We start from the raw sequence: 20,434 nt of genomic DNA on the forward strand, positions 1-20,434 counted from the left end.
AGGAGGTCGGCATGCGTCTCCTCGTCAAGGGAACGGCCGGACCGCTCACCGGGGAGCTGGACATCCCGGTCTCGAAGTACCACGCGCACCGCGCCCTCATCCTGGCCTCCCTGGCGCCGGGGACCAGCCGCATCCACGGCCTGACCGACGCCGGGCACGTCCGGCACACCGTCGCCGCGCTGCGGAGCCTCGGCACGTCCATCAGGGCGGAGGGGGACACCTTCGTCGTCGAGGGCGGGCCGTACCGGCCGAGGGACGGCGTGGTCTCGGTCGGCAGCTCGGGCACCACCCTGTACTTCCTGACCCCGCTGGCCTGCCTGGCCGAGGCGCCCGTCACGATCACCGGACAGCGCTACTTCCGGCGCAGGCCGATCAGGCCGCTGCTCGACGCGCTCGCCGCGCTCGGCGTGACCGTCGAGGCGCCGACGGGCTGCCCGCCCATCTCGGTCCTGCCGCACCGCCCCTCGGGAGGGCGGGTGAGCGTTCCGGGCACGCTGTCGCAGTGGATCTCCGGCCTGCTGCTCCTGGCGCCCTTCGCGACGGGCCCCAGCCTCATCGAGGTCACCGGGCCGTTCAACGAACGCTCCTACGTGGACCTGACCGTGTCGATGATGCGGACCTTCGGCCTGACCGTCGAGGTCGGCGACGACGGCCGCGCCTTCGCCGTCGAACCGGGCCAGCGGGCTCGTCCCGCGACGGTCACCCTGCCGCCGGACATCGGCTCGGCCGCCTTCGGGATCGCGGCCACCGCGCTGCACCCGTCGGACGTGCTGCTGCGCGGCCTGCGCACGACGAGCGCCGCGGAGACCGACCACCCGGAGGCGGACCTGCTGGACATCCTCACCCGCATGGGGGTGCCGTTGCTCCGCGACCCGGACAGCGGCTTCGTGCGGGTGCGCCACGACGGGCTGCGCCTTTCCCCCGTCACGGTCGACTGCCGCACGGTCCCGGACGCGCTGCCGGTGCTGAGCGCCCTCGCCTGCCACGCCGAGGGCACCTCGGTGCTGGAGAACGTGGCCCACGTGCGGCTCAAGGAGTCCGACCGGGTGACCGCGATGCTGCAGCTCAACCGGATGGGGGCGCGGCTCGGGCTGCGCGGCGAACGGCTGGTCTGCCACGGGGTGGAGGGCCTCGCCGCGGCCGACCTGTCCTCCTTCAACGACCACCGGGTGCTGATGGCGCTGGCGGTGGCCGCGTCGAGGGCCGACGGGGAGAGCAGGCTGACCTACCCCAACGCCTACCGGATCTCCTACCCCCGCTTCCTCAACGAGATGAACACGATCGGCATGTCCATGTCGGTGCAGGCCCCGGATCGGGGGCCCCGGGAGACACGGACTCCGCGGGTCGATCCCGGCAGGACGGCCGCCACGACCGTCGGCGCGCTCGTGCGCCGCAGGGCAGGGGAGCGGCCGGACGACGTCGCCGTGGTCGAGACCGCCTCGGAGGGTCGCGGGGAGCGCGTCCTCACCTGGCGGGAGCTCGACGAGCGCGCCGACGCCGCCGCCGCGCTGCTGCTCGACCTCGGTGTCGAACCGGGCGAGCCGGTCGCCTGGCAGCTGCCGAACTGGGCGGAGTTCCCCGTCCTGGCCCTGGCGACGGCCCGCGTCGGGGCGCTGTGCTGCCCGCTCATGCCGATCTTCCGCGAGCGGGAGATGTCCTTCATGCTGGGCGCCTCCCGGGCGAGGGTCCTCGTCGTCGCGGAGCGGTTCCGGGGGCGCGACCACGCCGCCGAGGTCGCCGGGCTGCTCGCGCTGCCGGACGCGCCACGGCTCGACCACGTCGTGGTGGCCGGTGGCGAGGGGCCCCTGCCGTACGGCACGGGCACGACCGGGTGGCACCGCTTCGAGGAGGCGACGGCCGGGCGTTCCCCGGACCGCGCCGCGATCGACGCGCGCGGGCCCGCGCCGACCGCGCTGGCACAGCTGCTGTTCACCTCGGGCACCTCCGGCACGCCCAAGGGGGTGCTGCACCGGATGGACGCGCTGACCAGGGCCGCCATGATGGAGGTCAGGCACCTGGGCCTCACCCGGCAGGACCGGGTCTTCGTCCCCTCCCCGCTGGCCCACCAGACCGGGTTCCTCTACGGCATGTGGCTGGCGATGGCGCTGGGCGTCCCGCAGGTCCTGCAACCCGTCTGGGACGGCCGGGCCGCGCTGGACGCGCTGCGCCGCTGGGAGTGCACCTTCACCCAGGCGGCGACCCCGTTCCTCGGCGACCTGCTGGGCGCGGTCGAGGAGACCGGACGACGCCCGGAGGCACTGCGGATCTTCGTGGCGACCGGCGCCGCGGTCCCGCGCGCGCTGGCGGAGCGGGCCACCCGGGCGCTGGGCGCCGCGGTGTGCGGCGCGTGGGGCACGACCGAGACCGGTCTGGGCACCCTGTCGGCGCCCGGTGACGAGGAGGCCCTGGTGTGGGGGACCGACGGACGGGCCCTGACCGGGGTGCGCGTCCGGGTCACCGACGACGCGGGCGAGGTCCTCGGCCCCGGCCAGGAGGGCAACTTCGAGGTCACCGGCAGATGCCTGTTCGAGGGTTACCTCGACGAGCCGGAGCAGACCGCGCAGGCCATGACCCCCGACGGGTGGTACCGCAGCGGCGACCTCGCCGTGATCGACGAGGCCGGGTTCGTCCGGATCACCGGGCGGGTCAAGGACGTGATCAACCGGGGCGGGGAGAAGGTGCCCGTCGCCGAGATCGAGCAGCTGCTGCACACCCACCCGGCGATCGGCGACGTGGCGATCGTCGCGATGCCCGACGAACGGCTCGGCGAACGGGCCTGCGCCTACGTCGTGGCGACCGGCGAGATGGACCTCGACGAGATGCGGCGCTTCCTCGACGAACGCCGGGTGGCCAAGCAGTACTGGCCGGAACGCCTTGAACTCGTCGGGGAACTGCCCCGCAACCCCGCGGGCAAGGTGCAGAAGTTCCTGCTGCGCGAACGGGCGAGACAGCTGGACGGTGTCGACAGTGAGGTGCATGGGTGATGTGGAGCGGTGAGAGCGCCTTCCCGGCGTTGCTCAGGGAGGCCGAGGCGTTCGTCCGCGGCCCGGGCGAGGAGTACGCGGCCGAGATCGAACGGACCCGCGCCGTCCCCGCGCGGCTCTGGGAGGACCTGCGCGAACGCGGCTTCCTGCGCCTGGCCGCGCCGGTGGAGTACGGCGGGCACGGCGTCCCCTTCTCCCGCTACCTGGAGGTCCTCGAACTGATCTCCATGTCGCACGCCTCGGTGCGGATGATCGTGCACGTGTGCAACGGCGTGTGGCGGTCCATGGACCGTTTCGCCACCGACGAGCAGCGCAAGGAGTTCGTGCTGCCGCAGATCGCCGGGGACATCAGGGTCGCCTTCACGCTGACCGAACCGGACGCGGGAACCGGAGCCGACCTGCGCGCCGGTGTGACCAGGCAGGGGGACACCTACTTCCTGTCCGGCAGGAAGCATCTGATCACCTTCGGGGTGAGCTGCGACTACTGGCTGCTGTTCGCGCGCCTTGAGGGCACCGCGGGCAAGGAGGGCACGGTCGCGCTGCTGGTCGAGCGCGGGGCGCCGGGCGTGACGGTCGAGGCCATGCCGGACACCATGGGCGTGCGCGGCACCGACCACGCCAGGCTGACCTTCGACCGCACGCCGGTCCCGGTCGCCAACCGGCTCGGCGAGGAGGGCCAGGGCCTGGAGGTCGCGCTCGGCGGATTCCTCACCCCCAGCAGGATCGCGGTCGCGACGACCTGCGTCGGGCTGGCGAGGAGGGCGCAGGAACTGGCGGCCGAGCACGCGCGGGAACGTCATACCTTCGGCAAACCCCTCGCCGCCCGGCAGGCGATCGCGTTCGCCCTCGCCGAGAACGCCGCCGACATCGAGGCGGCCCGCCAGCTCACCCTGTACGCGGCCCGCCGGTGGGAGGACGGCGACGAACGGGCGGGCACGCTGTCGTCGATGGCCAAGCTCACCGCGGTCGACATGCTGACCAGGGTCACCGACAAGGCGCTGCAGGTGCACGGCGGCATCGGGTACTGGGAGTCGAGCCCCATCGAACGGGTCTACCGGGACGCCCGGGCCCAGCGGTTCGAGGAGGGCACCAACGAGATCCAGAAGACCGTGATCGCCAGGGACGTGCTGAAGGCGGGAAATTGAGCATTTATCAGGACAAGATCGCTGTGATCACGGGAAGCTCGCGCGGCATCGGGAGGGCCCTGGCGCTCACGCTCGCCGCCGGCGGCGCGACCGTCGTGGTCAACTACAAGAAGAACACCGCCCTGGCCGAGCAGACCTGCAAGGAGATCGAGCAGGCGGGCGGCAGGGCGCTGGCCGTGCGGGCCGACGTCGAGCAGCCGGAGGAGATCGACAGGCTCTTCGGCACGGTCGGCGAGACCTTCGGCAGGCTGGACCACTTCGTGTGCAACGCGGCGGCCAGCGCGTTCAAGAACATCGCCGACCTCAGGCAGCACCACCTCGACCGCTCCTACGCGATGAACGTGCGCTCCTTCGTGCTCGGCGCGCAGCACGCCGTACGGCTGATGACCGGCGGCGGGCGGATCGTCGCGCTGTCCAGCTACGGCAGCATCCGCGCCTACCCGACCTACGCCAACCTCGGCGCGGCCAAGGCGGCGATCGAGGCGTGGGTGCGCTACATGGCGGTGGAGTTCGCGCCGAAGGGCGTCAACGTCAACGCGGTCAACGGCGGCATCATCGAGTCCGACTCCTCGGAGTACTTCTACAACATCCCCGGTATGGCGCCGCTGCCCGGAGTGCTGTCCAAGATCCCCAAGGCGCGGATGGGAACCGCGCGGGAGGTCGCCGACTGCGTCGCGTTCCTGCTCTCGCCCGCCTCCGAGTACGTCACCGGGCAGACCCTCGTGGTCGACGGCGGCCTGTCGGTGATCGCGCCGCCCTTCCACGAGGACCTGACGCCCCCGCTGGCCTGGGATGACTGACCTGCGGCACGTCCTGTCCCCGGGGCGGATCGGGCGGCTCGAACTCCCGCACCGCGTCGTCATGGGCGCGATGCACCTCGGCTTCGAGGCGCGCGACGACGGCGGCGCCGCGCTGGCCGCGTTCTACGCCGAACGGGCCAGGGGCGGCGCCGGACTGATGGTCACCGGCGGCGCGGCGGTGAGCGCCGAGGGCGCGGGAGGCCCCGGGTACGGCGTGCTCGGCGACGCCGCCTTCCACGTCCGGCTGCGGCGGGTCACCCGGCGGGTGCACCAGGAGGGCGGCCTGATCGCGCTGCAGCTGTTCCACGCGGGCCGTTACGCGCGGCCCGCGCCCTCCGGGCCGCCGCCGGTCGCGCCGTCCGCCGTGCACAGCCGCTTCTCGGGGCGCGAGCCGTACGCCATGACCCCGGAGCGGGTCCTCGGGGCCGTCGAGGACTTCGCACGCGGCGCCGCCCTCGCGCGTGACCTCGGGTTCGACGCCGTCGAGGTGATGGGGTCCGAGGGGTACCTGGTCGACCAGTTCCTCTCGCCGCTCACCAACCTCCGCGACGACGAGTGGGGCGGCGACGCCGTACGGCGCGGGCGTTTCGGTGCCGAGGTGACCCGGGCGGTCCGCACGGCAGTGGGGGAGGACTTCCCGGTCGTCGTCCGCTTCACCGGGATCGACCTGATGGACGGCGGCACCCCGCAGGAGGACGTCCTGGCCTTCGCCCGAGCGCTCGCCGCGGCCGGGGCGGACGCGCTCAACGTCGGCGTCGGCTGGCACGAGTCGCCGGTGCCCAGTGTGCAGGCCGTCGTGCCGCCCGGGGTGTGGACGCCGTTCGCCGTCCGGGTGAAGGAGGCCGTCGGCGACCTTCCGGTCATCGCGGGCAACCGGGTGAACCGTCTGGAGACCGCGGAGGCGATCCTCGCGGGGACCCCCGTCGACCTGGTCTCCATGGCCCGACCCTTCCTCGCCGACGCCGGTCTGGTCGCCGCCGCGCGGCGGGGCCGGCCGGTGAACGTCTGCCTGGCCTGCAACCAGGCGTGCATCGACCACTCGCTGACCGAGCGTGAGGTGTCGTGCATGGTCAACCCCAGGGCGGGCCGGGAGTCCGTCCCCCGGTGGTCCGTCCGCCCGGTACGGTCCCGCGCCGTCGCGGTCGTCGGCGGCGGGCCCGCCGGGCTGCAGGCGGCCAGGAGGGCGGCGCTGGCCGGGCACCGGGTCGAGCTCTACGAGGCGGCAGACGCCCTCGGCGGTCAGTTCCGCATGGCGCGTGAGGTGCCGGGCAAGGCCGACTACGGCGAGACGATCGCCTACTTCGCCGCGGAACTGGCCCGGCTCGGCGTCCGCGTCCACCTCGGCCACGCGATCGGCGCCGCCGACCTCGGCCTGCTGCGCTCCCACGACGGCGTGATCGTCGCCAGCGGCACCCGCCCCCGCCGGGTGGACGTCCCCGGCGCCGACCTGCCGAACGTGCTCACCTACCCCGAGGCGTTCGCCCGCCTTTCCCGGGAGGGCCTGGAAGGGCGGGTCGCGATCATCGGCGGTGGCGGCGTCGCCGCCGACCTGGCCCACCTCCTCAGCAGAGGCCACGGCCCGCTGGGGGAGGACGAGCGCTTCCTGCGCCGTCACGGCCTGGCCGCCGGTCCCGTGCCGGTCACCGCGCGGACCGAGGTCACCCTCGTGCAGCGCGGCGCCCGCACCGCCGGGCGCACCGGCAGGTCGACCCGGTGGACGGTGCTGGCGGAGCTGCGCGAACAGGGCGTGCGCGTCCTGCGCGAGACGGCCTGTCTGCGGATCACCCGGGCCGGGGTGTGGATCGCCGGGCCGGACGCCGCCGAACGGCTCGTCGAGGCCGAGACGGTCGTCGTCGCCGCGGGCCAGGTCGCCGACCGGGCGGTCCCCGCGCTCGCCGGGGACGCCGGGGTGTGGCACCGCCTCGCCGGTGGGGCGAGAGACGCCGAAGGGCTCGACGCGGTGCGGGCCTTCGCCGAGGGGTTCGCCGCCGCGGCCGAGTTCGACGAGCGGGGACCGGGCGCGCTTGAGCCCGCCGGTCCGGGAAACCGTGGAGGGACTGTCAATGGGTAACGGGCACGAGGTGGTGATAACCGGGATCGGCGCGGTCACCCCGGTCGGCATCGGCAGGGAGGAGACCTGGCGCAACCTGCTGGCCGGGCGCTCCGGCGTCGGTCCCGTCACCGCGTTCGACGCGAGCGGGCTGCCGACCAGGATCGCGGCGGAGGTCAAGGGCTTCGACCCGGCCGCCTACCTCGACGCCAAACGGGTTCGCCGCTCGGCCCGCTTCTCCCAGTTCGCGGTCGCCGCGGCGCGCGAGGCCGTCGCCGACGCGAAACTGGAGATCGGCCAGGACAACGCCGCCAGGGTCGGGGTGGTGGTCAACGCCGCCGTCGCCGGGTTCGACACGGTCGAGACGGCGACCAGGGGGTTGCTGTCCTCCTCGCCGGTCACGCCCAACAGCTACTTCGTCCCGTCCTCGCTGACGAACATGCCCGCCTGCGAGACGGCCATCGACCTCGGCGCGCACGGCCCGGTCAACGCCAGCGCGCTGGCCTGCGCCAGCGGCCTGTACGCCCTGCTCGACGCGCGGCGCCTCATCCTCTCCGGTGAGGCGGACGCGGTCGTCTGCGGGGGGACGGACGCCGCGATCACCCCGGTGATGTTCGCGGGCCTGGTCGGCATGGGCGCGATGTCGGAGCGCAACGACGACCCTCGGGGCGCCAGCAGGCCCTTCTCCGCCGACCGGGACGGGTTCGTGTTCGGGGAGGGGGCGGTGATCATGGTCGTCGAGTCGGCCGAGCACGCCGCCGGACGCGGGGTCACACCGTACGCCGCCGTCGCGGGCGGGGCGCTGACCTGCGACGCCTTCCACATCAGCGCGCCCGACCCGTACGGCGGGCACGCGGCGGAGGCGATCGGCCAGGCGCTGCGGCGCGCGGGGGTCCAGCCGGGGGACCTCGACTACGTCTGCGCGCACGGCACCTCGACCGCGGCCAACGACGCGACCGAGACCAGGGCCATCCGTACGGCACTCGGCTCGGCCGCGGACCGGGTCGCCGTCAGCGCCCCCAAGTCGATGGTCGGCCACCTCATCGGGGCGGCGGGTTCCCTGGGGGCGATGGTGTGCGCGATGGCGATCCGCGACGGGGTCGTGCCGCCGACCATCAACCTGGAGGTGCCCGACCCCGCCTGCGACCTCGACTACGTGCCAGGCGCCGCGCGGCGGACACCGGTCCGCGTCGCGGCCACCAACGCCTTCGGGTTCGGGGGGCAGAACTGCGTGGCCGTGTTCAGCGGCCTAGAATAAGTCGACACCCGACAGGAGGCATTCATGAACGATGGTTTCCAGCTCCTTCGCACAACACATCCCCTTCCCGCGGCCGAGCGGGAGGAAATCCTCGCTGCTCCGGGTTTCGGCCGTTTCTTCACCGACCACATGGCCTCCGCGACGTGGACGAGGGAGACCGGCTGGCATGACTTTCGGGTAACCGCTCTCGAACCAATTCCAATGCACCCGGGCGCGGCCGTCCTGCATTACGCACAGGAGATTTTCGAGGGCCTAAAGGCATTCAGGCACGACGACGGGAGCATCTGGCTCTTCCGGCCCGACCTGAACGCGCGCCGTTTCGTGAACTCGGCCAGGAGACTGGCCCTCCCCGTGCTGTCCGAGGAGCTCTTCGTGGCGAGCGTCGAGGCGCTGGTGCGCGCGGACGAGGCGTGGGTGCCGCCGTACGAGGGCGGGCGGAGCCTGTACCTCCGGCCGTTCATGTTCGGCTCCGAGGCCTTCCTCGGGGTGCGCCCGGCCGCGCACGTCACCTACGGTGTCATCGCCTGCCCCGCCGCCTCCTACTTCTCCTCCGGTCTCAGCGGCGTCAAGCTGTGGGTCAGCGAGAACTACGCGCGGGCGGGCAAGGGCGGCACCGGCGCCGCCAAGTGCGGCGGCAACTACGCCTCCAGCCTCGCCGCCCAGGTCGAGGCCCAGGAGCAGGGCTGCGACCAGGTGCTCTACCTCAGTGACGACGAGGAGCGCTACCTGGAGGAGTCGGGCACGATGAACCTCTTCCTGGTCACCGCGGACGGGGAGCTGGTCACGCCGGGCCTGGGCACGATCCTCGACGGCGTCACCAGGAACAGCGTGCTCGAACTGGCCGACGAGCACGGCCTGAAGCCGACGCAGCGGCAGGTCAGCCTGGCCGAGCTGCGTGAGGGCTGCGCGAGCGGGGCGATCACCGAGCTGTTCGCCTCGGGAACCGCCGCGGTCATCAATCCGATTCTCGGATTCAAGGGAAGAGAATACGAGCAGACCGTCGGCGGCGGCGTTCCCGGTGAAGTGACGACGAGTATGAGGAATCACATTCTGAACATTCAGTACGGCCTGGCCCCCGACACCCGCAACTGGCTTCGCCGGGTGATTTAACGGTGGCGTCCGCCTTATCGGACCGGGAAACGGAGAATACGCCGTCAGGGCGTGTCGCCGTCATCGGGATCGGAATACGCGCGCCGGGTGGGGTGACGGACACCGCGTCATATTGGGACGCCATTGTTCGGGCCCGCGACCTGACCGGTGACTTACCGGCCGACCGTCGCGAGGCCTTCGGCACCGAATGGGATGACGTGGTGACCCGGGGTGGTTACCTGGACAATCCCTTCGATTTCGACGCACGGTTCTTCGGCATGTCGCCGCGTGAGGCCCGCACGGTGGACCCCCAGCACAGGCTGTTGCTCGAAGTCGTCTGGGAGGCGTTCGAGGACGCGGGCACACCGCCGGGCGCCGGGGCGGAGGCGACCGGTGTGTTCGTGGGCATAACCGGCCAGGACTACCGGCACTGGCTGTCAGGGGAGCCCAACTCGTACTGGACGGTCGGCAACGGGCACAGCTTCTCCGCCGGGCGGATCGCGCACACGCTGGGCCTGGGCGGCCCCGCCGTCGCCATGGACACCGCCTGCTCCTCCTCCCTCGTCGCGATCCACACCGCCTGCCGGGCCCTCACCGCGGGCGACTGCGACCTGGCCGTCGCCGCCGGGGTCAACCTGGTCCTGTCCCCCCGCACGACCCGGGAGGTCGGCAGGACCGGGGCGCTGTCCCCGGACGGTGTCTCCCGGCCGTTCGACGCGGCCGCGAACGGGTTCGTGCGCGGTGAGGCGTGCGGGGCGGTCGTCCTCAAACGGCTGGACGACGCGCTCCGCGACCGTGACCGCGTCCACGCGGTGATCGACGGCAGCGCGATCAACCAGGACGGCCGCTCGGCCACCTTCACCGCCCCCAACGGCGACTCCCAGGCCAGGCTCATCGGGTCGCTGCTGGCCAGGATCGGCCTGACCGGCGCGGACATCGGCTACCACGAGGCGCACGGCACCGGAACCCAGCTCGGCGACCCGGTCGAGATGCGGGCCGTGACCACCGCGCTGCGCACCGGCGGAGGAGTCCTCCACGTCGGCTCGGTCAAGGCCAACCTCGGCCACACCGAGTCCGCCGCCGGAGTGATGGGGCTGGTCAAGGCCGTCCTGTGCCTGGAGAACCGGCTGATCCCCCCGCAGGCGGGCTTCGAGACGCTCAACCCGCGCATCGACCTGGCGGGGACCGGCGTGGTCATCCCGGGACGGGCCCTGCCCTGGGGCCCCGAGGCGGGCGGGCGGGCCTCGGTCTGCTCGTACGGCATGAGCGGAACCAACGCCTACGCGGTGCTCTCCGCGGCACCCGCCCCCGAACCGGTCCCCGCCCGGGACACCGGTCCCGTGCCCGGGTTCACGATCTCCGCCCGCACCCCGGCCGCGCTCGGGGAACTCGCCGGACGGTACGGCAAGCACCTGGCGGGGCTCGCGGAGGACGGCTACCCGGCCTTCGCCCACACCGCGACCCACGGCAGGACACGCCACGCCCGCACGGTGTGGATCGGCGCGGACTCGGCGGCGGCGGCGTGCGAGGCCGCCGAGGCGCTCGCGCACGGCCTCGACCATCCGGCCGTGCGCCCGCTCGCCGAGGACGAGCCGCCGCCGTGGCCCGCCCCGGACGCCGCGCGCGTCGTCGCGTCGCTGCCGTCCTATCCCTGGCAGCACGTCCGGCACGTCGTCGAGAGGGACAGGGGACAGGCATGACACCGTCACAGGAACGAGTGGGGGAGCACGCGCCCCTGAGCCCGCGTCTCTCACTCGACGAGGTGCGCGGGCTGGTCACGGAGTTCTGGCCGGACTCCGGGCTGTGGGTGAGCGAGGTCTCGCCGTACCGGGTGGTCGTCACGGCGGGACCGGAGGGACTGGAGTGCAGGCCGGGCGGCACCCTGTCCGGCCCGGCGATCTTCAAGGCGGCCGACCTGTCGTCCTTCCTGGCGATAAACGCCTACGCGGGCAGGGTGCTGACCGGGGTGCTGACGCACGGCAGCGTCAGCCTGCTCGAAGCGGCGGAGCCCGGTCCGCTCACGGTCGTCGTCGAGGTGGTCAGACTGGGCCGCCGGACGGCGGTGGCGAACGGGCGGATCAGCGACGCCGAGGGCGGGCTGGTCGCCGTGACGACCATGCAGTTCGCACTGCCCTCCCGCCAGGTGCTCAGCCCCGGCCCCTGAGGTGCGGCCGCCGCGGCGGCCCCTGACGTGGAAGGCGGGCCGGGTCAGCCGTGCCGGACGCGGCGCCCGCTGATCTCGGCCGGGGTGATCGTGACGTACAGCCCGCGGTCGCCGCCCGCCCAGGGCTCGACGTCCGAGGAGGGCTCCTCACCGGCCTCGACGTGGTGGGCGGCGCCCCGGATGAGCACGCTCCAGCCCTCCCTGGCCGTCTCGTCGATCCGGTCGACCTCGAAGGCCACCTTGAACTCGGCGCCCCGCACACCGGTGCGCAGCCCGTCGTCGAGCGGGCCGCCGAAGGCGGTGCGGAAGACGACCACGCCGTTGTGCACCGCGTAGTTGACCGGCAGGACGGCCGGTCCCTCGGGCTCGTCGAAGGCCACCCTGCCGACGCCGCCGGGGGCGATCAGCCGCATGCACTCCTCGGGGCCGAGCCTGTCCGGCTCCTCACGCCGCCTGTCCGGCCCGCGGTCCAGGTCGTCCGGTGTCGTCGTGCGTTCGGTCATGGGGGTCTCCCGGTGAGAGGCGGACGGTGTCCGAACCCATCGCACCGTGGGGGCCGGGACGGTACGAGGGCCGAAGGTCCCGGGAACGGTGCCGTACGGCCCGGATGACGGGGTAGGGGCGCGGTACGGAAGAGGGCGCAAGAGGGGACCAAGGTCCCTGGCCGACCACGTGAAGGACGGAAATGCTCATGGACATGGACACGCTGCGGGAAGTCGACATGTACTGGCGGGCGGCGAACTATCTGTCGGTCGGGCAGATCTACCTGCTGGACAACCCCCTGCTGACCGAGCCACTGGCTCCGGAGCACATCAAACCCCGGCTGCTCGGGCACTGGGGCACGACCCCCGGCCTGAACTTCTGCTTCGCCCACCTCAACCGGATCATCACCGGCAGGGACCAGGACATGATCTACATCGCCGGTCCCGGGCACGGGGGGCCGGCGGCGGTGGCCCACGCCTGGCTTGAGGGCGCCTACACCGAGCGCTACCCGGCCGTCACCCGTGACGAGGCCGGGATGCGGCGGCTGTTCCGCCAGTTCTCCTTCCCCGGCGGCATCCCCAGCCACGTCGCCCCGGAGACCCCCGGCTCGATCCACGAGGGCGGTGAGCTCGGCTACAGCCTGGCCCACGCCCACGGCGCGGCGTTCGACAACCCGGACCTGGTGGTGGCCTGTGTGATCGGGGACGGCGAGGCCGAGACCGGCCCGCTCGCCGCGAGCTGGCACTCCAACAAGTTCACCGATCCCGTCCGTGACGGGGTGGTGCTGCCGATCCTGCACCTGAACGGCTACAAGATCGCCAACCCCACGGTCCTGGCCAGGATCCCCGAGAGCGACCTGGTCAAGCTGCTCGAGGGGTACGGCTACCGCCCGCACCTGGTCTCCGGGGACGACCCGGCCGCCATGCACGAGCTGATGGCCGTGACCATGGAGACGGTGTTCGACGAGATCGCCGCCTACAAGGAGGACCGGGGCGGCAGGCTGCCGATGATCGTGCTGCGCTCCCCGAAGGGATGGACCGGGCCCGCGGTCGTGGACGGCCTGCCGGTCGAGGGCACGTGGCGGGCGCACCAGGTGCCGCTGGCCGCGGTCCGCGACGACGCCGGGCACCGGGCGATGCTTGAGGAGTGGATGCGCTCCTACCGGCCGGAGGAGCTGTTCGACGAGCTGGGCCGTCCGGTGGCCGAGATCACCGTCACCGTGCCGGAGGGCGAGCGGCGGATGAGCGCCAGCCCGCACGCCAACGGCGGTGTGCTGCTGCGCCCGCTGACGCTGCCCGACTTCCGTGACTACGCGGCGCAGGTCAAGTCCCCGGCCGTCGAGTCGTCCGAGCCGACCCGGGTGCTCGGCGGGTGGCTGCGCGACGTGATCGCCGCCAACCCGGAGAACTTCCGGCTGCTCGGGCCGGACGAGACCGCCTCCAACCGGCTGTCGGCGGTGTTCGAGACCACGGCCAAGGCCTGGGAGGCCGAGATCCTGCCGACGGACGAGCACCTGGCCCCCGGCGGACGCGTGATGGAGGTGCTCAGCGAGCACCTGTGCCAGGGCTGGCTCGAAGGGTATCTGCTGACCGGCAGGCACGGCCTCTTCAACTGCTACGAGGCGTTCATCCACATCGTGGACGCCATGTTCAACCAGCACGCCAAGTGGCTTGAGTCGTCCAGGAAGATCGGCTGGCGGGCGCCGGTCGCGTCGCTGAACTACCTGCTGTCCTCGCACGTGTGGCGTCAGGACCACAACGGGTTCAGCCACCAGGACCCGGGCTTCCTCGACGTGGTGGTGAACAAGAAGGCCGAGGTGGTGCGGGTCTATCTGCCGCCGGACGCCAACACGCTGCTGTCGGTCGCCGACCACTGCCTGCGCTCGCGGGACTACGTGAACGTGGTCGTGGCGGGCAAACAGCCGGTGCTCGACCTGTTCCCCATGGACGAGGCGGTCGCGCACTGCACCAGGGGGCTGGGCATCCTGGAGTGGGCGGGCACGGAGCACCGGCCCCAGCAGGACACGGCCGTCGAGGCCGGGCCGGACGTGGTGCTGGCCTGCGCCGGGGACGTGCCGACCCTGGAGACGCTGGCCGCGGCGGCGCTGCTGCGCGAGCACCTGCCCGAGCTGAGGGTCCGGGTGGTCAACGTGGTCGACCTGATGCGCCTGCAGCAGCCGTCGGAGCACCCGCACGGGATGCCGGACGCGGAGTTCGACGCGCTGTTCACCCCGGACAAACCGGTGATCTTCAACTTCCACGGTTACCCCTGGCTGATCCACCGGCTCACCTACCGGCGTACCAACCACGCCGGACTGCACGTGCGGGGCTACAAGGAGGAGGGCACGACGACCACTCCGTTCGACATGGCGATGCTCAACGACATCGACCGCTACCACCTGGTGATGGACGTGATCGACCGGGTCCCCGGGCTGGCGGTCAGGGCCGCGTGGCTGCGCCAGCGGATGGCCGACACCCGGCTGCGGGCGCGGGCCCACACGCGGGAGTACGGGGAGGACCTGCCGGAGGTGCGTGACTGGGCCTGGCCGTACTGAGCCGTAAATATCCAGAAAGACCATTGCTTTAGGGATTTTTTCCGCTGTGTCCACCTATGTCGGGAAATGAGAAAGGGGGATGGAACCCACAACAGGGAGGAACCCATGAGCGCACCGATGCGTCGTGAGCAGAGAGGCCTCGTTCCGGAGCTGTTCGACTGGCTTGAGCTTCCCTTCGCGGCGCTGCGGCCGCCCGCGGCACAGCCCATCAAGTTCGAGGACTACGTCAAGGACGACCGCTACGTCCTGCGGGCCGAGCTGCCGGGGATCGACCCGGGCAAGGACGTGGAGATCACGGTGTCGAACGGGGTCCTGACCGTACACGCGGAACGGCGCGACGAGCACCGCGACCAGCACAGGTCGGAGTTCAGCTACGGCTCCTTCACCCGCTCGGTGAGCCTGCCGCCGGGGGCCGACGAGAACGACATCAAGGCCACCTACGACAAGGGGATCCTGGAGGTCAGCGTCAGACGCGCCGGGCGCGAGCGGGAGGGCAAGCGCATCCCCGTCGAGTCCCAGACACGGCAGCAGAAGAAGAGCTGACCGCGCGAGAGGCGGGGGAGGGCACCGGACGCCTCACCTCCGCCGGGCGCGGCGGGACCCGGGCGGGTTTCACGAGGCCCGGGCGTGCGGGCCCGCCACGCGCTCCGCGCGCAGCACACCCCCGACGACCTCGCCGTCGACGGTCTCCTGTTCGAGCAGTATCGCCGCCAGCCGGTCAAGGGCACCGCGGTGGGTGCGCAGCAGGCCGACCGCGCGCCGCTCCGCCCCGGCGAGCAGGCGGGCCACCTCCTCGTCGATGACCTGCTGGGTCCGCTCCGAGTACGGCCTGCGCGCCAGGACCTCGGCCTCCTCACCCAGGTACTGGGGGCTCGACGAGGAGTAGCCGACGGGGCCGAGGGCCGGGGAGAGGCCGAAGTCGCGCACCATGCGGGTGGCGATCTGGGTCGCGCCCGCCAGGTCGTTGGCCGCGCCGGTCGAACCCTCACCGAAGACGACCAGTTCGGCCGCCCTGCCGCCGAGCCGTACGGCCAGCAGGTCGGCCAGGTAGCTCTCGCCGTAGAGGTGCCGTTCGGCCTCGGGAAGCTGCTCGGTGACACCGAGGGTCATGCCCGCGGGCAGGATCGTCACCTTGGCGACCGGGTCGGCGTGCTCGCACAGCGCCGCGAGCAGGGCGTGCCCCGACTCGTGGACGGCGACCGCGTGCCGCTCCTGGGGCAGCAGGGCGTTGGAGGTGTCCCTGCGGCCGAGCAGCACCCGGTCACGCGCCGCGCCGAGGTCGCCGGGGGTGATGGTGGTACGGCCCGCCCTGACCGCGTTGATCGCGGCCTCGTTGACGAGGTTGGCCAGGTCGGCGCCGGAGAAGCCGGGGGTGGCGCGGGCGACGACCCCGAGGTCGGCGTCCGGGGCGAGGTGCTTGCCCGTCGAGTGGACGGTCAGGATCGCCGCCCGCTCGGCCTGGTTGGGCAACGGCACGGTCACCTGTCGGTCGAAGCGCCCCGGCCGCAGCAGGGCCGGGTCGAGGGTCTCCGGCCGGTTGGTCGCGGCCAGGACGACGATCCCGCTGCCCTGGTCGAAGCCGTCCATCTCCGCGAGCAGCTGGTTGAGGGTCTGCTCACGCTCGTCGTTGCCCCCGGTCACCGTCCCCGAGCCCCGGCGGCCCCCGATCGCGTCGATCTCGTCGATGAACACGATCGAGGGGGCGCGCTTGCGCGCCTCGTCGAACAGGTCGCGGACCCGGGAGGCGCCGACGCCGACGAACATCTCCACGAACCCCGAACCGGTGACCGACAGGAACGGCACCTCCGCCTCACCGGCGACGGCCCTGGCGATGAGCGTCTTGCCGGTTCCCGGCGGTCCGACCATGATCACGCCCCGGGGCGGCTTGGCGCCCGCGGCGGCGTACCGCTCGGGGGCCCGCAGGAAGTCGATCATCTCGCTGATCTCCTGCTTGACGCCGTCGTACCCGGCGACGTCGGAGAACCTGGTGGTCGGGCGCTCCGCCTCGATGATCTTCGCCTTGGAGCGGCCGAAGCCGCCGAACCCGCCGATGCCGCCGGAGAGGGACTGCTGCGCCTGCCGTCCCGTCCAGGCGAACAGGCCGATGAGCAGCAGCAGCGGCAGGAATCCGATCAGGGCCGACCAGAGGGAGCCTCCCGACTGGGTCGCCGTGGTCTGGACGTCCTTGGCGCGCAGCCGGTTCTCCAGCTGGGCGGAGTTGGGCGCGGTGGGGATCTGGCTGGTGAACCTCGTGCCGTCCTTCAGGGCGCCGGTGACCGCGCCCTGGTCGTCGATCGAGACGGTCTTGACCTGCCCGGCGTCCACCCTGGTCAGCAGGTCGCTGTAGGAGTACGGCGTGGGCGGGTTCCCCCCGAGCAGCAGCGGGACCAGCAGCCAGACCAGAACGATCAGTGTGCCGATCGGCAGCAGCCAGCTCCGCCAGCCACCGGAGGGCGGCGTCGCGGGAGGCGGCGGGTCCTTCGAGGGACCCGGGTTCGCCTTGCCCGTCAGGTGCCGGCCGAACAGCCGCATCGGGGTGATCATCCGCAGGCCTCCATGTCGGCTCCCCCCTTAGGGTCAGTCTCCGGCCGCGAGACAGGTCCCGGCAGGGCCGAAAGACCCGAATCAGCCCAGGTGCCTGACCCTGACCACCCCGGGGACGGTACGGGCGAGCAGGTCGGCGACGTCGTCCGCGCTCGCGGCGTGACGGCCGCGCAGCTCGACCATCCCGTCACGCACCGTGACCTCCCAGGACGGCCCATCGGGGTATCGTTCGCGCAGCGCGGTCAGCACGTCGGCGCGGATGTCCTCGTCGGGGCGGGCCAGCAGGGCGAGCAGGTCCCGGCGGCTGAGCATGCCGACCACCCGATCCCCCCTGGTCACCGGCAGGCTCTTGACCCGCCTGCAGATCATCAGGTCGATCGCCGTGGTGACGTCGGTCGTCTCCGTCACGGTCGTGACCTCGGAGGTCATGACGTCGGCGACCGTGTACGGCGCGGGCGCCGAGTGCCCGAGCACGATCCTGGCGCTGGAGCGGGGGTCGCGCTCGAACTCACCGCGCAGCAGGTCCATCTCGCTGACGACCCCTGCCAGGCGGCCGTCGCCGTCCAGCACGGGCGCCGCGGTGACGTCGTGCCCGTACAGGACGCGCACCGCCCGCCGTACCGGATCGGAGGGGCCGACCGTGACCACGTCCGTGGTCATCACCTCCCGGACCAGCATGGTCGTCACCCGCCTCTCGTCGCTCCCGCGGTCATGTGTCCTCACCGCCATCCCAGCCCGCGCACCGGCGGGACGGTAGAGGCGGAGGTCCTCACCCGGGCCTCCGCCCGGGGAGGGGCCGAGTGCGGCGGAACGGAGGCCGAAGGTCCCGCCGGTCGCGAGCCGTACGGCTCTGCTCGGCGGGGGCGGGAACCGGTGTGATGGAGACACCCCCGAGAGAGGAACGGCCATGGCCATCACCGAAGGACGGCGCGTCACCCCCGTCCCCGTCCCCGTCCCCGCAGCCGCGCCCGGCGGGCGCCCGGCGGCCGGTTACGCCCTGGCCGTCGCGCGGATCGCCATCGGCTGGATCTTCCTGTGGGCCTTCCTGGACAAGGCCTTCGGCTGGGGCCTCGCCACCCCGGCCAAGAACGCCTGGGTCTCCGGCGGCAGCCCCACGACGGGCTTCCTCAAGGGCACCGGGGACAACGCCCTCGGCGGCCTGTTCTCCGGCCTGGCCGGTCAGGGCTGGGTCGACTGGCTGTTCATGCTGGGCCTGCTCGGCGTCGGCGCCGCCCTGATCCTCGGAGCGGGCGTCCGCGTCGCCGCGGTCGCGGGCACACTGATGCTGACGCTGATGTGGGCGGCGGAGCTGCCCCTGGCCACCAACCCGTTCGTGGACGACCATCTGGTCTACTCGGTCGTCCTGGTCGCCCTGGCCCTGGCCGACGCGGGCGACACCCTGGGCATCGGCGCGTGGTGGGGCCGTACGCCGCTGGTTCGCGCCCTGCCCCTGCTGAGGTGAGCCCGTTTCCGAGGTGAGAACGTCTTGTTGACGATACGGCGCCCGCCCATCGGGGGTGGGCGCCCTGCCATGTGAGGAGTCCGTGATGAAGCGCGTCCAGCGGAAGCGGTGGCGGGACCTGACGAAGCGGCGGCGCGCCGCGATCCTGGTCCTGGCGTCGGCCGAGCTGTCCCTCACCGCGACCGCCGCCGCACACCTGTGGTGGTCGCCCGCCGAGCGGGTCAGGGGCGACAGGCGGCTGTGGTGGCCGGTCCTGCTCGTGCAGCCGTTCGGTCCGCTGCTCTATCTCCTGCTCGGCCGCAGGAGGAGGAACCACGGGGCCTGAGCGGCCGGGTCCTCCTCCCGCGGCCCGTTCCTACTGTCGTTCGCCGTCGTCCGTCGCGGGGCAGCGCAGGCCCCGCGACGGCACGGTCAGTGAGATCAGGTAGTCGTCCATGGCCTTCGTGGTGCACTCGGTCATGCCGTAGACGCCGTGCCCCCAGCCCTCGTAGGTGAGCAGCACGGCCTTGGGGCCGAGCTGGCGGGCCGCGTTGGCCGACCACGTGTACGGCGTGTCGGGGTCGTGCAGGGAGTTGGCGAGCAGCAGCGGCGCGGTGCCCGTGTACCGGAGCCGGTGCTGCGGGTTGTTGACGGGATGGCCCTGGCAGATGGGCATGTCCCCCATCGGCATCGGGTTGTAGCGCATGTCGGGGGCGAGACGGTTGGCGCCGCGCAGCACCCGCTCGTACTCCGCGTAGCTCCGCACCGACAGGTCGTAGTCCTCACAGAGGATCGCGGTCGGCAGTTCGGCGAGTTCCCCGCCCACGGGCCCGTTGCCGGGCGGCGGCGGCAGGTCGGACGGCACGGGGCCGCCGTCCAGGGCGAGGATCACCTGGGCCAGCAGCTGCCAGGCGGGTCCCTCGTTGAGCACCACACCGAGCCAGAGGAGGTTGTGGGCGCTCAGCGGGCGGTCGGTGACGCCGGGGTAGTAGAGCTCCCCGCGCTGGGCCTTGGCGATCAGCCCCTGCCACACCTGCCGGACGTCGCGTCCGTTCAGCGCGCAGGAGGTGTCCCGGTCGCACCAGGCGACGAACTCGTCGAAGGCGTCCTCGACGCCGGCCGCCTCGGTCTCCTGGAACGCCCTGACGCCGAGACTGTGGTCCATGTTGCTGTCCAGCACCATGGCCCGGACCCGCCGCGGGAAGAGCTCGGCGTACATCTGCTGGGCGAGCGTGCCGTAGGAGACCCCGTAGGAGGTGAGCTTGCTCTCCCCGAGGGCGGCGCGGATGGCGTCCATGTCACGCGCCACGTCGGCCGAGTCGACGTGGTCGTACACGGGGCCGGTGCGCTGCCTGCAGTCCGCGCGCAGCGTCCTGTTGTAGGCGATCCACCTGTCGTAGTCGGCCTGGCTCTTCATGATCGGGTCCGGCATCCGGTTGTACACCGACGCCGAGCAGACCACCGCGTTGCTGCGGGCGACGCCTCGGGGGTCGTAGCCGACGACGTCGAAGCGCCGCCGGATCTCCTCGCTGAAGCTGGGGGCGCGCAGGACGTCGCTCACGCCCGACCCGCCGGGTCCGCCGGGGTTGGTCAGCAGGGAGCCGATCCTGGCCGAGGGGTCGGTGGCCCTGCGCCGGGCGAGGGCCAGGTCGAGTGTGTCTCCGTACGGTTTCGACCAGTCGATCGGGACGGTCAGCGTGCCGCACTCGACGGCCGGGTCCTCCTCGCACGGACCCCAGGTGATGCCGTTCCTTCCGGTGGTGTCGGCCGCCTCGGCCGTCGTGAGGGGGCACAGGGCCGTCATGGCGGGGCACAGGGCCGCCACCGCCACGAGGACGACGGCGAGTTTGGAGAGTCCTCTCCGCAACGTTGCTCCAATCGTCGATTGGCAGATCAAGCCGTTCGCGCGGCGGGGGATCGGT

At 72.4% G+C, this 20,434-nt stretch carries 16 protein-coding genes; 12 read left to right on the forward strand and 4 right to left on the reverse strand.

The genetic code is table 11. The features are described from left to right. Positions 1-11 precede the first annotated feature (11 nt). Genes aroA through ACFYY8_RS05815 form a run of 8 tightly spaced genes read left to right on the forward strand, consistent with a single transcriptional unit; the run spans position 12 to position 11,490 of the window. Positions 12-2,984: a 3-phosphoshikimate 1-carboxyvinyltransferase gene (gene aroA / locus ACFYY8_RS05780; protein WP_390037531.1), complete on the forward strand. Its 2,973-nt coding sequence runs from the start codon at positions 12-14 to the stop codon at positions 2,982-2,984. Continuing rightward, the gene (locus tag ACFYY8_RS05785) at positions 2,984-4,129 is read left to right on the forward strand and encodes an acyl-CoA dehydrogenase family protein (RefSeq protein ID WP_390037533.1); all 1,146 of its coding nucleotides are present in this window, start codon (positions 2,984-2,986) and stop codon (positions 4,127-4,129) included. Before aroA ends, ACFYY8_RS05785 begins: the two co-directional genes overlap by 1 nt. Then, on the forward strand, positions 4,126-4,929 hold the full coding sequence (locus ACFYY8_RS05790; RefSeq protein WP_390037535.1) for an SDR family oxidoreductase: 804 nt from the start codon (positions 4,126-4,128) through the stop codon (positions 4,927-4,929). The genes ACFYY8_RS05785 and ACFYY8_RS05790 overlap by 4 nt, the downstream gene beginning before the upstream one ends. After that, positions 4,922-7,000 carry an FAD-dependent oxidoreductase gene (locus ACFYY8_RS05795; RefSeq protein ID WP_390037537.1) on the forward strand — a complete coding sequence of 693 codons (2,079 nt, stop codon included), beginning with the start codon at positions 4,922-4,924 and terminating at the stop codon, positions 6,998-7,000. The genes ACFYY8_RS05790 and ACFYY8_RS05795 overlap by 8 nt, the downstream gene beginning before the upstream one ends. Further along, entirely contained in the window at positions 6,993-8,237 is a 1,245-nt protein-coding gene (locus ACFYY8_RS05800; RefSeq protein WP_390037539.1) for a beta-ketoacyl-[acyl-carrier-protein] synthase family protein, read from the forward strand. Before ACFYY8_RS05795 ends, ACFYY8_RS05800 begins: the two co-directional genes overlap by 8 nt. Before the next feature lie 24 nt (positions 8,238-8,261). Further along, positions 8,262-9,347, forward strand: a complete 1,086-nt coding sequence (locus ACFYY8_RS05805; RefSeq protein WP_390037541.1) for a branched-chain amino acid aminotransferase — start codon at positions 8,262-8,264, stop codon at positions 9,345-9,347. A gap of 2 nt (positions 9,348-9,349) precedes the next feature. Then, on the forward strand, positions 9,350-11,026 hold the full coding sequence (locus ACFYY8_RS05810) for a polyketide synthase (RefSeq protein ID WP_390037543.1): 1,677 nt from the start codon (positions 9,350-9,352) through the stop codon (positions 11,024-11,026). Continuing rightward, entirely contained in the window at positions 11,023-11,490 is a 468-nt protein-coding gene (locus tag ACFYY8_RS05815; RefSeq protein ID WP_390037545.1) for a PaaI family thioesterase, read from the forward strand. Before ACFYY8_RS05810 ends, ACFYY8_RS05815 begins: the two co-directional genes overlap by 4 nt. A gap of 44 nt (positions 11,491-11,534) precedes the next feature. On the opposite strand, the gene ACFYY8_RS05820 is transcribed toward ACFYY8_RS05815, so the two are convergent. Next, positions 11,535-11,993, reverse strand: a complete 459-nt coding sequence (locus ACFYY8_RS05820) for a pyridoxamine 5'-phosphate oxidase family protein (protein ID WP_390037547.1) — start codon at positions 11,991-11,993, stop codon at positions 11,535-11,537. Positions 11,994-12,175: 182 nt separating this feature from the next. Here ACFYY8_RS05820 and ACFYY8_RS05825 point away from each other — a divergent pair, with 182 nt between their 5' ends. Both ACFYY8_RS05825 and ACFYY8_RS05830 read left to right on the forward strand, forming a co-directional pair. Beyond that, on the forward strand, positions 12,176-14,527 hold the full coding sequence (locus ACFYY8_RS05825; RefSeq protein WP_390037549.1) for a phosphoketolase: 2,352 nt from the start codon (positions 12,176-12,178) through the stop codon (positions 14,525-14,527). A gap of 105 nt (positions 14,528-14,632) precedes the next feature. Beyond that, the gene (locus ACFYY8_RS05830; protein WP_390037551.1) at positions 14,633-15,070 is read left to right on the forward strand and encodes an Hsp20/alpha crystallin family protein; all 438 of its coding nucleotides are present in this window, start codon (positions 14,633-14,635) and stop codon (positions 15,068-15,070) included. A 69-nt stretch (positions 15,071-15,139) separates the two neighbouring features. On the opposite strand, the gene ftsH is transcribed toward ACFYY8_RS05830, so the two are convergent. Continuing rightward, a complete protein-coding gene (gene ftsH / locus ACFYY8_RS05835) occupies positions 15,140-17,071 on the reverse strand; it encodes an ATP-dependent zinc metalloprotease FtsH (protein WP_390037553.1) in 1,932 nt (643 codons plus the stop codon). Between the two features lie 81 nt (positions 17,072-17,152). Further along, positions 17,153-17,749 (reverse strand): CBS domain-containing protein, encoded by a 597-nt coding sequence (locus ACFYY8_RS05840; protein WP_390038015.1) that lies wholly within the window; start codon positions 17,747-17,749, stop codon positions 17,153-17,155. A 229-nt stretch (positions 17,750-17,978) separates the two neighbouring features. On the opposite strand from ACFYY8_RS05840, the gene ACFYY8_RS05845 reads away from it, so the two are divergent. Then, positions 17,979-18,533: a hypothetical protein gene (locus tag ACFYY8_RS05845; RefSeq protein WP_390037555.1), complete on the forward strand. Its 555-nt coding sequence runs from the start codon at positions 17,979-17,981 to the stop codon at positions 18,531-18,533. Positions 18,534-18,618: 85 nt separating this feature from the next. Next, the gene (locus ACFYY8_RS05850) at positions 18,619-18,858 is read left to right on the forward strand and encodes a hypothetical protein (protein WP_390037557.1); all 240 of its coding nucleotides are present in this window, start codon (positions 18,619-18,621) and stop codon (positions 18,856-18,858) included. Positions 18,859-18,888: 30 nt separating this feature from the next. On the opposite strand, the gene ACFYY8_RS05855 is transcribed toward ACFYY8_RS05850, so the two are convergent. After that, positions 18,889-20,379 carry an alpha/beta fold hydrolase gene (locus tag ACFYY8_RS05855; RefSeq protein ID WP_390037559.1) on the reverse strand — a complete coding sequence of 497 codons (1,491 nt, stop codon included), beginning with the start codon at positions 20,377-20,379 and terminating at the stop codon, positions 18,889-18,891. Positions 20,380-20,434 lie beyond the last annotated feature (55 nt).

Origin of the sequence: Streptosporangium sp. NPDC001559 (assembly GCF_042893955.1) — a bacterium.
Lineage (GTDB): Bacteria > Actinomycetota > Actinomycetes > Streptosporangiales > Streptosporangiaceae > Streptosporangium.

What these genes read in the sequence shown, in the direction of transcription:
- ACFYY8_RS05825 (WP_390037549.1), top strand. Translation starts at nt 12,176, where the DNA reads ATGCTCATGGACATGGACACGCTGCGGGAAGTCGACATGTACTGGCGG.
- ACFYY8_RS05815 (WP_390037545.1), top strand. Translation starts at nt 11,023, where the DNA reads ATGACACCGTCACAGGAACGAGTGGGGGAGCACGCGCCCCTGAGCCCG.
- ACFYY8_RS05800 (WP_390037539.1), top strand. Translation starts at nt 6,993, where the DNA reads ATGGGTAACGGGCACGAGGTGGTGATAACCGGGATCGGCGCGGTCACC.
- ACFYY8_RS05805 (WP_390037541.1), top strand. Translation starts at nt 8,262, where the DNA reads ATGAACGATGGTTTCCAGCTCCTTCGCACAACACATCCCCTTCCCGCG.
- ACFYY8_RS05850 (WP_390037557.1), top strand. Translation starts at nt 18,619, where the DNA reads ATGAAGCGCGTCCAGCGGAAGCGGTGGCGGGACCTGACGAAGCGGCGG.
- aroA (WP_390037531.1), top strand. Translation starts at nt 12, where the DNA reads ATGCGTCTCCTCGTCAAGGGAACGGCCGGACCGCTCACCGGGGAGCTG.
- ACFYY8_RS05795 (WP_390037537.1), top strand. Translation starts at nt 4,922, where the DNA reads ATGACTGACCTGCGGCACGTCCTGTCCCCGGGGCGGATCGGGCGGCTC.
- ACFYY8_RS05830 (WP_390037551.1), top strand. Translation starts at nt 14,633, where the DNA reads ATGAGCGCACCGATGCGTCGTGAGCAGAGAGGCCTCGTTCCGGAGCTG.
- ACFYY8_RS05845 (WP_390037555.1), top strand. Translation starts at nt 17,979, where the DNA reads ATGGCCATCACCGAAGGACGGCGCGTCACCCCCGTCCCCGTCCCCGTC.
- ACFYY8_RS05840 (WP_390038015.1), bottom strand. Translation starts at nt 17,749, where the DNA reads ATGCTGGTCCGGGAGGTGATGACCACGGACGTGGTCACGGTCGGCCCC.
- ACFYY8_RS05785 (WP_390037533.1), top strand. Translation starts at nt 2,984, where the DNA reads ATGTGGAGCGGTGAGAGCGCCTTCCCGGCGTTGCTCAGGGAGGCCGAG.
- ftsH (WP_390037553.1), bottom strand. Translation starts at nt 17,071, where the DNA reads ATGATCACCCCGATGCGGCTGTTCGGCCGGCACCTGACGGGCAAGGCG.
- ACFYY8_RS05820 (WP_390037547.1), bottom strand. Translation starts at nt 11,993, where the DNA reads ATGACCGAACGCACGACGACACCGGACGACCTGGACCGCGGGCCGGAC.